10 protein-coding genes are annotated in these 13,461 nt (G+C 60.6%); 8 read left to right on the top strand and 2 right to left on the bottom strand.

What is annotated here, in order from left to right:
* The first annotated feature begins 43 nt into the window (after positions 1–43).
* The 4 genes from uxaC to B0G38_RS05040 all read left to right on the top strand — a co-directional run bounded on the left by uxaC (position 44) and on the right by B0G38_RS05040 (position 4,729).
* Positions 44–1,450 carry a glucuronate isomerase gene (gene uxaC, locus B0G38_RS05055; protein ID WP_264668429.1) on the top strand — a complete coding sequence of 469 codons (1,407 nt, stop codon included), beginning with the start codon at positions 44–46 and terminating at the stop codon, positions 1,448–1,450.
* Complete coding sequence (locus B0G38_RS05050) at positions 1,447–2,889, top strand: mannitol dehydrogenase family protein (RefSeq protein ID WP_264668428.1); 1,443 nt, start codon at positions 1,447–1,449, stop codon at positions 2,887–2,889. The genes uxaC and B0G38_RS05050 overlap by 4 nt, the downstream gene beginning before the upstream one ends.
* Before the next feature lie 104 nt (positions 2,890–2,993).
* Entirely contained in the window at positions 2,994–4,223 is a 1,230-nt protein-coding gene (manD, locus tag B0G38_RS05045) for a D-mannonate dehydratase ManD (RefSeq protein ID WP_264668427.1), read from the top strand.
* A complete protein-coding gene (locus B0G38_RS05040) occupies positions 4,220–4,729 on the top strand; it encodes a gluconokinase (protein WP_264668426.1) in 510 nt (169 codons plus the stop codon). The genes manD and B0G38_RS05040 overlap by 4 nt, the downstream gene beginning before the upstream one ends.
* On the opposite strand, the gene B0G38_RS05035 is transcribed toward B0G38_RS05040, so the two are convergent.
* Positions 4,726–5,736: a LacI family DNA-binding transcriptional regulator gene (locus B0G38_RS05035; RefSeq protein WP_264668425.1), complete on the bottom strand. Its 1,011-nt coding sequence runs from the start codon at positions 5,734–5,736 to the stop codon at positions 4,726–4,728. The two genes, B0G38_RS05040 and B0G38_RS05035, sit on opposite strands and share 4 nt — an antisense overlap.
* Positions 5,737–6,027: 291 nt before the next feature.
* Here B0G38_RS05035 and B0G38_RS05030 point away from each other — a divergent pair, with 291 nt between their 5' ends.
* From B0G38_RS05030 to B0G38_RS05015, 4 genes are all read left to right on the top strand, one after another.
* Positions 6,028–7,044, top strand: a complete 1,017-nt coding sequence (locus B0G38_RS05030) for a TRAP transporter substrate-binding protein (RefSeq protein ID WP_264668424.1) — start codon at positions 6,028–6,030, stop codon at positions 7,042–7,044.
* Positions 7,045–7,077: 33 nt separating this feature from the next.
* The gene (locus tag B0G38_RS05025) at positions 7,078–7,584 is read left to right on the top strand and encodes a TRAP transporter small permease (protein ID WP_264668423.1); all 507 of its coding nucleotides are present in this window, start codon (positions 7,078–7,080) and stop codon (positions 7,582–7,584) included.
* Between the two features lie 8 nt (positions 7,585–7,592).
* Positions 7,593–8,903: a TRAP transporter large permease gene (locus B0G38_RS05020; RefSeq protein WP_264668422.1), complete on the top strand. Its 1,311-nt coding sequence runs from the start codon at positions 7,593–7,595 to the stop codon at positions 8,901–8,903.
* A 576-nt stretch (positions 8,904–9,479) separates the two neighbouring features.
* Positions 9,480–11,999, top strand: a complete 2,520-nt coding sequence (locus B0G38_RS05015) for a GH25 family lysozyme (RefSeq protein ID WP_264668421.1) — start codon at positions 9,480–9,482, stop codon at positions 11,997–11,999.
* On the opposite strand, the gene B0G38_RS05010 is transcribed toward B0G38_RS05015, so the two are convergent.
* Positions 11,996–13,450 (bottom strand): glycosyltransferase family 2 protein, encoded by a 1,455-nt coding sequence (locus B0G38_RS05010; RefSeq protein WP_264668420.1) that lies wholly within the window; start codon positions 13,448–13,450, stop codon positions 11,996–11,998. The genes B0G38_RS05015 and B0G38_RS05010 overlap by 4 nt on opposite strands.
* Positions 13,451–13,461 lie beyond the last annotated feature (11 nt).

Here is a 13,461-nt window from a genome sequence, read left to right as displayed (position 1 = left end):
CAACTCGTTGACCGCACTTCACGTGCTTGGAAACGATAGTGCCATGTCAATCTCTCTAGCCGCCGAACCCGATCGGCTTCTACCTGCTGAACCCGGCGTCCGAAAGATCGCGCGCGGGCTCCTGGAACTTGTAAACGATCTGCCTATTATTTCTCCGCACGGTCACGTGGACGCCGCTGTCCTGGACAAGAATTCCCCGTTCCCTGATCCTGCAACGCTGCTGATCAGCCCCGACCACTACGTCACCCGGCTCATTCATGCCAGCGGTGTCCCGCTGGAACAGCTGCGTGTCGGAGGATCCACCGCGGCCTCTCCCCGCGATGTATGGCGGGAGTTCGCCAAGGCTTGGCCGTTGTTTGACGGCACCGCGTCCGGATACTGGCTGCGGTCCGAATTCGAACACGTCTTTAAGCTCGAACAGGAAATCTCCGAAGCAACCGCCGAAGCCACTTTCGATGCCATCCAGAACAGGCTCAGCGAACCCGGTTTCCGCCCGCGTCAGCTCTTCAAGGACTTCAACATCGAGGTCCTTGCCACTACTGACGATCCCCTCGACAGCTTGGAGTCCCATGCGGCCTTGGCCGCGGATGCCACATTCCAAGGTCGGGTTCTGCCTACGTTCCGTCCGGACGCGTACTTGAACATCAGCCATCCGACATGGATCGAAAACGTCGACCAGTTGATTACCACCGCCGGCGACGGTACCAACGGATACGCGGGCTACATCCGTGCACTGGAAAACCGCCGGCAGCACTTCGTCGACCACGGCGCCGTCTCCGCCGACCACGGAGTACGTACGCCGCAGACTCTCAAACTGGACCGCGCGGAGGCGGAAAGCCTTTTCAACAAGGCCCGCCGCGGGGAAGCCACCGACGCCGACCGCGACGCTTTCGAAGCCCACATGATGTACGAGATGGCTCGCATGTCAGTCCAGGACGGTCTGGTCATGACGGTCCACCCCGGCTCATTCCGCAACCACCATCTACCGACCTTCGAAAAATACGGCGCTGACACTGGCCACGACATCCCCTTCGCCGTCAACTACACCGAAGCTATCCGCCCGGTCCTACAGGACTTTGGTACGGCTGAGGGCTTCAACCTGATCCTCTTCACCCTGGATGAAACGGTGTTTTCACGGGAATTGGCCCCCTTGGCCGGCTTCTACCCCGCCGTCTACGTAGGCGCCCCGTGGTGGTTCCTGGATGCACCGGATGCAATGCTGCGCTTCCGCTCGGCCATCACGGAGACCGCCGGGTTCTACCGTTCCTCCGGCTTCATCGACGACACCCGCGCCTTCTGCTCCATCCCGGCCCGCCACGACGCGTCCCGCCGGATTGAAGCGTCATTCCTGGCACGGCTGGTTGCCGAGCACCGAGTTTCCGAGTCACGCGCCGCCGAGCTCATCGTCGATATTGTCGATGCCGCACCCCGAAGGGCTTTCAAACTGTGACTGCACAAACCGCTACCCAGCCGCTGAACCGGCAGACCTACCAGGCAGGTGATCCGGCGCCGATCCGTATTGTCCACATCGGGCTGGGCGCTTTCCACCGCGCCCACCAGGCGTGGTACACGCATAAAGCCGATGCCAACCACGAATGGGGCATCGCTTCATTCACCGGACGCAGCCCGCAAGCTGCCGAAACGCTTGAGGCCCAGAACGGGCTTTACACCCTCGTCGAGCGGGCCGAAGACGCAGACAGCTTCGAGGTCATCGAAAGCATCAGCGCGGCATACGACGGCGGCAACATTGGGCGGCTCGCGGAGCTACTGTCGCAACCGACGACGGCCATCGTCACGCTGACGGTGACAGAAGCTGCGTACAACCTCGGCTCCGACGGACAGCTCGATCTAACGGCAGAATCGGTAGCCGCCGACGCGGCCTTGCTCAGCCAGTGGTGGAAGGCATCAGCAGCGCTCATTGGTTCCAGCGGCTCCGGCCGTCGCGGCGTCCCATCGACCGCAGCTGCACGGTTACTCACTGGCTTAGACGCGCGACGGAGGGCAGAAGCCGGGCCAATAGCCGTCGTCTCCTGCGACAACCTCAGCGCCAACGGCACAGCTGCGCGCAACGCCGTACGTGGTCTGGCATCGGCGATCGCGCCGGAACTGGCAGACTGGATCGACGCCAATGTGTCCTTCGTGGATACATCCATCGATCGGATCACGCCGCGGACTACGGCTGAGGACATAGCCGGCGTCGCCGCTGCAACCGGTTTTGCTGACCGGTCCCCGGTAGTGACCGAACCGTTCCATAACTGGGTCCTCTGCGGCGATTTCCCTGCGGGCCGGCCGGCCTGGGAAGATGCCGGCGCGGTGTTCGTCGACAGGATTGAGCATTTTGAGCGGCGCAAGCTGTGGTTGCTTAACGGTGCCCACTCCCTGTTGGCCTACGCCGGCCAACTGCGTGGCAGCGACACCGTAGCGCAGGCCTTGCGCGATCCCGCTTGTGCTGGCTGGATTGAGGAATTCTGGAATGAGGCCGCAGAACACCTTACGGAGCCGGAGCTCAAGGTCGACGAGTACCGGGCGGCGCTGCTGGCAAGGTTTGGCAATTCACGCATAGCCCACATGCTGGCCCAGATTGCCATCGACGGGAGCAGCAAACTCCGCATGCGGGCCGTCCCTGTGGTCCGGGCGGAACGCGCGGCCGGACGACCAGGACAGGCGGCCGCCCGCCTAATTGCCGCGTGGATCGACTACCTGACAAAGGCCAGTAGCGACGGCGCAGGCGTGCGCGATACAGAGGCTGAACGCATCATGCCGCTGCTGGCATTGGATGGGCGGGAACAGACCGCCGCGCTGGTCGCACTGCTGGACCCGGACTTTGCCGCAGTAGACGGCATCGTTGAAATGGTCCATACCCTGCGCGGATCGTTCCAGGACCAGTAACGGACGCTTTGCCGGAAATCCGGCAACTTGTGGCAACTCCTTGCCACCGGGTTTCCGGCATAGCTACGGTTACGTGAAGATTTGAAATCATTGAAAGGCCTATCTTGAAGATCATTGCTGCTGATGTCATTGTGACCAGCCCCAGTCGCAACTTTGTGACGCTGAAAATCACCACGGATGACGGTGTTACCGGTCTGGGAGATGCCACTCTGAACGGCCGCGAGCTGGCCGTGGCGACTTATTTGAAGGAACACGTTGCCCAGCTGCTGATCGGCAAGGATCCGCACCGGATCGAAGACACTTGGCAGTTCCTCTACCGCAGCTCCTACTGGCGCCGAGGCCCTGTCACCATGGCCGCCATCGCCGCAGTCGACATGGCCCTGTGGGACATCAAGGGCAAGGTTGCCGGGCTGCCGGTTTACCAGCTGCTGGGCGGCGCGTCAAGGACGGGTCTGCGCACATACGGGCATGCCTCCGGCCGCGACATTCCCGAGTTGTTCGACTCCATTCGCCAGCATTTGGAAGAAGGCTACAAGTCCATCCGTGTGCAGACGTCTGTGCCCGGGATCAAGGCACTCTACGGCGTTGCTGCCCAGGCACAGGCCACGGGTGAGCGCTATGACTTCGAACCCGCCGGCCGAGGTGCGCAGCCGACCGAGGAAGACTGGGACACCCGCGCCTACCTGCGCCACCTTCCTACCGTCTTCGAAGCGGTCCGTAACGAGTTCGGCCCGGAACTGCCGCTCCTGCATGACGGCCACCACCGCATGACACCGATCCAGGCAGCCAAGCTGGGCAAGTCACTGGAGCCGTACGATTTGTTCTGGCTCGAGGACTGCACGCCCGCTGAGAACCAGGAAGCTCTCCGGCTGGTCCGCCAGCACACCACCACCCCGCTGGCGATCGGTGAAATCTTCAACACGGTCTTCGATTTCCAGACGCTGATCAAAGAACAGCTGATCGACTATGTCCGTGCGGCTTCGACCCACTTCGGCGGCATCTCTCCGCTGAAGAAGGTCATGGACTTCGCCGCCCAGTACCAGGTCAAGTCGGGTTTCCACGGCCCTACGGATGTCTCCCCGGTCGGCTTGGCAGCGCAGACCCACGTCGGGCTGGCTATCCATAACTTCGGTATTCAGGAATACATGGAGCACAGCGAGAAGACCAACACAGTGTTTGAACAGTCCATGGTCTTTGCCGACGGTTACCTGCACCCGGGCGACAAGCCCGGACTCGGCATCGAGCTGAACGAAGAAGCCGCGGCTTCCTTCCCATACCAACAGGCCTACCTGCCGTACAACCGTCTCACCGACGGCACGGTGCACGACTGGTGACCACCTCAGGCCCCTACCATGTGGTGCTGATGGGCGTTTCCGGATCCGGAAAGTCCACCGTCGGTGAGCTCCTAGCCGAGCACATCGGCGCGGGGTTCACCGACGGAGACGCCCTCCATCCCCGGGTCAACGTGGACAAAATGGAGTCTGGTCTCCCGCTCAACGATGGCGACCGCAAGCCTTGGCTCGAAAAAATCGGCGAGACCTTTGCACAAGCTCCGGGATCGTTGGTCATTGCCTGCAGTGCCCTGAAAAAGTCCTACCGGGACCTTATCCGGGCCGCGGATTCCTCAGTAGTATTCATCCATCTCCAAGGGAGCCAGGAACTGCTCGAAGACCGCATGACTTCGCGCAGCGGGCATTTTATGCCGCCCTCCTTGCTGGAATCCCAGCTGGAAACGCTGGAACCGCTCGATGCAACGGAGCCTGGCGTCGTCCTTGACGTCGCCGCTTCGCCGGCAGAGTTGGCGCAGTCGGCCAAGCTTTGGTTGGAAAAGACCAGCTAGCGCTTGGCCCGTCTGGCCGTTGAATTACGCACAACTAATCGGGTCGGCAGGACAACCGGCTGACCCGATTGGGACTTAGCCCCCGCGGCGAATGCCAACAGGTTATTCACGGCCGTTGTGCCCAGGGCATACAGTGGTGCCGCGACAGTCGTCAGCGCCGGCGTAATCAGATCCGCGCCGTAGCTGTTGTCGAAGCCCACCACGCTCACGTCTTCGGGAACGCTGAACCCCTGCTGCTGCAGGGCTCGGATGAATCCGATGGCCATCTGGTCGTTGTAGGCAATGACTGCCGACGTACGATGTTGGAGCCACTCGGCTGCCACGTCCTCACCGCCGCGAACAGTGGGCTGAGCCGGTGCTGTGCGTCGGACATTCAGCTCAAGTTCCAAGGCTGCTTCCCGCAGTGACCGCCAACGCATGCCGTCTGCCCAAGAGGCTTCCGGGCCTGCAAGATAGGTGATGGTCTCGTGGCCGTGCTCGCCCAGATGCTCTGCGGCACGGCGGATCCCCCTGGCGTTATCAGTAACCACGCTGGCAACATCCGCGACTGCCCTGTTCATCACGATCGTCGGTTTTTGCTTGGCGATCATCCGGATGGCCGAATCCGACATACGGGAACTGGAAAGCACAATCCCGTCAACCGTGGACATTGCCCGTTCCAGCGCCTGGCGTTCACGGCGGTCGGATTCCTGGGTGTGTGCAAGGAGCATTGTGTAGCCGGCTTCGGCTGCCGCAGCTTCAGCGCCGCGGACCATCTCCGCATATACCGGGTTCCGGATGTCGGCGATGACCAACGCGATCATGGATGTACGCGTTCCGCCAGGCTGCCCTGCTCCGTTCATCGGCTTGGACCGATAACCGAGCTCGATCGCAGCCGCAAAAATCTTCTGCGCCGTTTCATGGCTCACCCGGCCCGGCCGGGCAAATGCCCGCGAAACCGTGGACGAGGACACTCCTGCAACCCGGGCGACGTCGTAAATAGTCGGCGTCCCCTGAATTTCACTCATACTTGTCCTCCTGCAGAACATCTTACCGGCAGGCCAAGGCAATATATGGCAACTGCTTGCCGCGCACCCTCCATTTTTGGCTGAATCATTAGAACGCATGCATGGCGCCACCTGCCATTCCGGTGCACCCACAACGATGCGTGTGCACAGATTGGGGCGGATTCGCAGCATGTATGAAGGCGACCATTCCACTGCGGCCAGCAGCTGGAACCGGCAGCAATGAAAATGGAAAGCCGCGGACTCTTCGCGGCTGCACACAATGCCCGCTCTACGGGCAGGAAAAGGTAAACCATGAAGGGCAACAAAGCTTTTGCAGTGATGGGGTCCGTGGCAGCGATGGCGTTGGCACTGACAGCCTGTGGTGGCGGTTCCGGCAGTGCCGACGGCGGCGCGGACGGCAAGACCATGCGACTGGCGCTCAACCAGACCGAAACCCACCCCTCTTACATCGCCCTGAACAGCTTCGGCGAACGGCTGTCGGAATCTACCGAAGGCCGCTGGGACATCGATGTCTACGCGAACGAGACCCTCGGCGCGCAGCAGGAAGCCATCCAGCTGGTCAGCGATGGAACCGTGGAGATGGCCATCGTCTCCGGCACCCAGCTGGAGAACCTCAATGAAGACTTCCGGGTCTTCAACCTGCCTCAGGTGTTCGACGACGTCGAGCACCAGATGAAGGTTGTCGGCGACGAGGAAATCACCGGGGAACTCTACTCCTCCCTCGAAGATCAGAAGATCACCGTCCTCGGCGGCTTCACCCAGGGAACGCGCAGCGTTTACAACACTGAGAAGCCGATCAACACGCCAGAGGACCTCGCGGGCATGAAGATCCGTGTCCAGGAGTCCGACGTCCATATGAAGATGATCGAGCTCATGGGCGGCTCCGCCACTCCGATGGCGTTCGGCGAGGTTTACACCGCACTGCAGTCCGGCGTGCTTGATGGTGCGGAGAACAATGAAATCTCCTACCTGACGCAGAAGCACAATGAGGTTGCCAAGTACTTCTCGAACACGAACCACCTTGTTGGCCTCGACTACTTGGTGATCAACACCGATGTGCTCGCTGAAATGTCCGAAGAAGACCGCGCTGCTTTTGACGCCGAGTGGGATGCAGCCGTAACCGAGCACACCGACCTGTGGCTCTCCGAGACCGATGCAGCCATCAAGGAGCTTGAAGCCGCTGGAACGAAGTTCAACGACGTCGATACGGAAGCGTTCCGTACGGCCCTGCAGCCGCTCATCGACGAATACGTGACCACCGACTCCGCCAAGGCCCTGTACGAAGCCACCCGCGCCGCGGCCGAGTAATCCCCTACTCAGAGAGTCACTGAAACAACAGCTATGCATGCCATAAAGAAATTCTTCGACAAACTGCTTGCAGTCGCCTGCGTGGTGCTGTTCGCCGTTCTAGTCGTGACGGTCGTCTGGCAGGTCTTTACGCGTCAGGTCATACAAGACCCCAGCGCATGGACCTCTGAACTGGCCCAGTATCTGTTCGTCTGGTTGGGCCTGTTCGGCGCGGCACTGGTATTCGCTGAACGGGGTCATATCGCCGTCGATTTCGTGGTGCGCAAGCTGCCCGAGCGCGCTGAGCGCGCGGTAGCCGTCTTTGTCCAGATGGTCATCGTGGTCTTTGCCGCGGTGATCCTCATCTGGGGCGGCTACCGCGTCTCCGTTCAGTCCTGGAGCCAAGCGCTCACCGGTCTGCCGGTTAACGTGGGCCCCTTGTACCTGGTGATGCCAATAACCGGCGTGATCATCATTTTCTATGCGATTTACCACACGATTGCCGTTCTGCGAGGCGAAGAGGAAGCCATCGCCGAAGACGACAATCCGGACGTTATCTAGGAGAGCCCGTGGAAACAGCACTACTCGCCGGGCTCATCCTTCTCATCGGGATTGCAGTCCTCATCATTCTCAGCGTGCCGATCGCCGTTGCTATCGGCGTCTCGACCGTTACTGCGATCATCGCCGTTCTCGGCTTTGACCGTGCAGTCTTGACGACCTCCCAGCAGGTGTTTGCGGGAATCAACTCCTTCACCCTGCTGGCCATACCATTCTTCATCCTGGCCGGCGTGCTTATGAACAACGGCGGCATCGCGTCCCGTCTTATTGACGCGGCAAAGGTCCTCGTGGGACGCGCACCTGGATCCCTCGCACAGACAAACATCGTCGCCAACGCTCTTTTCGGGTCCGTCAGTGGGGCCGCGGTTGCCGCGGCGGCCGCCGTCGGAACTGTCATGGGGCCTCGCCAGGCCAAGGAAGGCTACGACCGTAGCTTTGCGGCCGCAGTGAACGTTGCCTCTGCACCATCCGGAATGCTCATTCCGCCCAGCAACACCTTCATTGTCTACTCGCTGGTCAGCAGCACGTCCATCGCTGCACTGTTCGTGGCCGGCTATGGCCCGGGTCTCTTGTGGGCACTTGCCTGCATGACCGTCGTCTATTTCTACGCCCGCAAACGTCCCGAACTGAAGTCGACGGAGAAAGTCTCCTTCGCCGTGGCAATCCAGACGCTGCTCAAAGCAGTGCCGTCGTTGTTGATGATCGTCATCGTGATCGGCGGTATCCTCGCCGGAACCTTCACACCGACAGAATCAGCTGCCATCGCCGTCGTCTACTGCTTGGCACTGGGATTCATCTATAAGACCATCAAGGTCAAGGATCTTCCGGGAATCTTCCTGGACGCCACCAAGACCACCGCTATCGTGATGCTGCTGGTCGGCGTGTCCACCGCCATGTCCTGGCTGATGTCGTTCGCCCGGATCCCCGATCTGATCTCGGACAGCATTCTCGGGCTGACGGAAAACCCGACGATCATCCTGATCTTGATGATGATCATCCTGCTCATCGTCGGCACGTTCATGGACCCCACCCCGGCAATCCTGATCTTCACACCGATCTTCCTGCCGATCGTCATGGAATTCGGCATCCACCCGGTCCACTTCGGAACCATGATCGTCTTCAACCTCTGCGTGGGAACGATCACGCCGCCGGTTGGGAACGTCCTGTTCGTCGGTGCCCGCGTGGCCGGGCTGCGGATCGAACCGGTGATCCAGCGGCTGGTGCCGTTCTTCATCTCCCTGATTATCGGACTGTTTGTCGTTGTGTTCGTACCTCAGCTGAGCATGTGGCTGCCGACCGCTCTGGGGCTGGTAGCGCCGTAGCTGAAGGAACCAGAACAATGCGCCAAGGGGCCTCCGTAACAATAGGGGGCCCCTTGCTTTGCCTCCGGACTCCCCTGTCTCCAGTCGCCAAAAGTAACAGCATTAACTCTGGCCCCAATATTCACATTGGTGTTACCGTTAACCGGTCGACGACCATAACTGCCGCTCTCTTGGGCAGCCATACCCCGTCGCTTGGGGAAATACCGGAGTAAATCTATGAGCGCTCGCCCACTGTCACAAGCCCCTTCGACCGCTGCACGGATACGGGGAACTGGGCTCGCCGGACTGACCGCCCTGTCTCTGGCGGTCTCGGGGTTCATCCTCCCTCCGGCCGCCAGCGCCGCCAACGCAACGCCGCCGCCGGTGGTCACTACCGAGCCCTCAGAGGCCATGCCGTCTGCTCCGGACAGTACGGCAACCGCTGGGCCCACAACTCAGGAACTCCCCCAGCCCTCGCCGGCGGCTGCTACACCGAAAAAATCGAACCCGGCGGAAACGCCTGCAACCAGCCAGCCACAGGTCGGCGAACATCCAGCTCCCCTACCCTACGTTGAATCGACCCAGGATCCGCGGCCTGTGCCCACGGAAACGGGAACGACCGAAATCGACGCTGACATCGAAGTTCCGGTGGAGGAACTCTCTCAGAAACAGCTGCGCGCACTGCTTGAAGTGCTTCAGGGCGACCACGGCGCCCAGATGGGCCATGGACTTGCACAACGGCAGCAACGAGAGGCAGAGCTTAAGCAGCCGGAGAAGCAGGAAGAGCTCCAGGAGCAGCTGGACGTCCTGGAGATCAACCGGACCAGCTCGGTGCAGGCATTGTCCGTCCCCATGATCAACCGCAACAAGTGGAGCCCGGACGGGATCCAGGGCATTGACGTCAGCAGCCACCAGCCCGATGTCAACTGGACCACCGAGTGGAACTACGGATCCCGGTTCGCCTACGTCAAAACCACGGAGGCCCTGTCGTATCAGAATCCGGAGTGGACGGAACAATACACCGGTTCCTACAACGTGGGCATGATCCGCGGCTCGTATCACTTCGCGATCCCAAATGTCTCCTCGGGCAAGGCCCAGGCCGACTACATGGTCGACAACGGCGGCGGCTGGTCTGCCGACGGTAAGACGCTCCCGCCCCTGCTGGACATCGAATACAATCCGTACCCGGAGCTTGGCAACACCTGCTACAACATGTCGCCGAGCCAGATGGTCGCTTGGATCAAGGATTTCTCCAATACGATCAAGGCACGCACCGGTCGGCTCCCGGCCATCTACACCACGGCAGACTGGTGGGACTACTGCACCGGCAACAGCACTGCTTTTAGGGACCATCCGCTCCACGTGGCCCATTACCCCTTGGATGGTTACACTCTGGCCGAGCCTTCGCTGCCCGCAGGCTGGTCCGGCTTCGATATTTGGCAGTACAGTTCAAGCGGCCCGTTCGTCGGTGACTCGAATGTCTGGCACGGCACAATGACACAGTTGCGCGACTTTGCCAGGAATGCCAGTGACAGGGTTACTACTTCAGTCCTCAGCGCAGCCCCAGGAGACCTGAACGGCGACGGTCGAAGTGATCTGCTCTCACGGCGTACCGACGGCACCCTTTGGTACTACCCCGGTGACGGCTCGGGCGGTTATGGTTCCCCCACTCGCGTAGGCGGCGGCTGGCAAATCTACAACGCGCTGATCGGAGTGGGGAATTACGACGGCGATTCGCGCCCTGATCTTTTGGCTCGCCACAACGACGGCTCGCTGTGGTTCTACAAAGGCAAAGGCGGAGCATCTTTCGAACCCCGAGTCCTTGTGGGGACCAGCGGCTGGAATCAGTTCAGTGATGTCATCGGAGTCGGCGACATCAGCGGCGACGGCCGCAGGGACCTTCTTGCCAAGCGGCCTGACGGAATTGTTTATGTGTATCCGGGACTGGGTACCGGCGGGGCCGCTTCACGAGTCAGGATTGCCGATGACTGGAAGGGCTATGCCCGGCTGATTGCGCCTCAGGACTTTAGCGGTGACGGCAACGCCGATGTGATTGCGACAAAGCCGGACGGGTCACTGTGGCTCCTCCGTGGTACTGGCAGGGCCCCCGCGTTGGGCACGTCATTCTCCCGGGAACAACGTATTGGGGCCAGTGGTTGGCAGGCTTTCACGCAAATCCTGGGCGTCTGGGACAACAACAGGGATGGCAAGGATGACCTGCTCGGGATTTATGCCGACGGAGGCCTCGGCTTTTACGAGGGCACGGGGTTCACGGAGCCCGAGGGGTACAAATCCCGCGTCCTGACCCGCAATTCCGGTTGGGAAGTCTACAACCAAATGACCACCCCTGAGGATTTCAACGGCGATGGTAAAGCGGACCTCATTGGCCGGATGGCCGATGGCACATTGTGGTTTATCCCCGGGGATGGGAACGGCAGCTATGGCAGCCGGATGCGCATCGGCCACGGCTGGCAAATTTATCATGACATCATCGGAGTCGGGGACTACGACGATGACGGTCATGCGGACTTGGTTGCCCGTCAAAAGGACGGCACTTTATGGTTCTATGCCGGCACCGGCAGAGTGAACACCTCCGATGAGGGATACCAGCGTCGTGTGAAAATCGGCAACGGCGGCTGGAATCAGTTCGCCACACTGCTCGGTGCGGGAGACATCAACCGCGACGGAAATAATGACCTTCTGGCCGTGCGCCCCGACGGCGCTGTCTGGCTCTATGCGGGCCCAGGCACCGGCCAGCATGGCTCTCGGACGCAGATAGCTTCAGGTTGGGATCAGTACAGCTATCTAACGGCAACCGGCGACTACACCGGCGATGGGACGGCGGACATCATTGCCAGGAAACCGGACGGGACCCTGTGGCTGCTCTCCGGCCGGACCACATACTCCTCAAGCTGGTTCACTGCAGAACGAAAGATCGGCAACGGCGGCTGGGACGTGTTTGAAAGCATAGTCAGCCCCGGTGACTTCAATACCGACCGGAAGGTTGACCTGCTCGGTATTGAAGCGGACGGTTCCATGTGGTTCTATGCCGGCACGCAGTTTGAAACTGGGGCGGCCGTGCTACCCCGTAGGATGGTCGGTTCGATCCAAAACTAGCGAAGGTCAAGGCTCAGGTTTCCATGGACGGTTGCATACCCCTTGATACCGTCCCCCTGAACCGGCAATGCCGTGGCACCGTTGACCAGCACGCGCTGCGGTGGGCCCGTAAAACCGTTCGCCGTAGCCTCCACGAAACAATCGACGATTTTCCCGGTGTAGTCTCCGAGTAGGGCCTCGGGGACTACACCGAGGTAACCTCCGGACCCTTGAGGATCCGGCTCCAGCGGCAAACGGTCCTCGTTGCCGCCCCCGCGGCTACGGAGAAGGAGGGATAATTCTTCAAAGCTGCCGTCTGGTTCCATCCGAAAGTTCAGGACCGCCGAGCGGCGTCCCACGCTCACTGACGCGGAACGCGGCACGGCCCGAAGCAGATGCTCTGAGTCGGCCAAGCGCTCAAGGCCGGCGAGATCACGCATGCGTACCAACTGCGACCGCTGTCGGGAAATGGGAGATAGCTCGCTCTCCAATCCCCTTGGAACAAACCGTTCTACGAGGTCGGCATGTGCCTGAACCCATCGACTCCTGATGGACCGGCCCAGCCTTCCGAAGCGTGCGGGATCGTAGATCCGTAGGCATTTGCGACGGTAAAGGTCAAGGATCATGAGGTCGCCAAGGCCGGAATCCGGCTCGTTTTCCTTGATGATCCGTGCAATTTCTCCTACCGACCAGGTGTAGCCTTCAGGCACGGTGCGTTCCGAACTGATGTTCGATCCGTCATCGCGTGTCCTGATGAAGTAATAGTCGTAGTCCGCCAGGACGGAAACCCTGTTGGCGAGCAAATAACAGCGCGCCATCACCATGCCGTCTTCCAGCCGCACCTTGTCTTCGTGGAATTTGATGCCGTGGCTTTCCAGCAGTTCACGGCGGATCATCTTTTGCAGTGACAGAGTCCCGAGAATCTTGCGCCGGTCGACGTCCGCTTCCGTCACCTTGAAGAGCGACGCCTCCACGCGGCGGCCGTTGGCACCAACCAGCTTGGGAACCAGAACATCGACGTCATTTTCGAAGGCGTAGTCCACCATGCGTCGCAATGTCTCCGGCCCCAACCGGTCATCGGCGTCGCAAAAGAAAACGTAAGGGGCCACGCTTGCTGCCGTGCCTACGTTTCGGGGCTTACCGGGCCAACCACTGTTCGACTGATGGATGACGCGAAAGTGAGAGTTTTTGCTTGCGTAGTCGTCCAGAAGCTTTCCGCTGGCATCAGTCGATCCATCATCGACGGCAATGACCTCAAACAGCCTCGGATCCAACTCTTGCGTCTGTAGAGAATCAAGCATTTCTGCCAGGAATGGCATGGCGTTGAAGACCGGTATCACCACGGATACCCGGGCAGATTCCGCGCTTGCGCTGGGGCCGCTGTCTCCCGGCGACACTTGCGGTGCCTTGCGTTTGGCGGCAACCCTCTTCATATGCCGTTGAAAGGCCGCGATCCGGTCTCGAACGATCATTCGTATCCCTT

The organism is Crystallibacter permensis (assembly GCF_025960875.1).
Lineage (GTDB): Bacteria > Actinomycetota > Actinomycetes > Actinomycetales > Micrococcaceae > Crystallibacter > Crystallibacter permensis.
The sequence above is the reverse complement of the archived record's forward strand: the minus strand, read 5'-3'. Positions and strand labels throughout refer to the sequence as shown.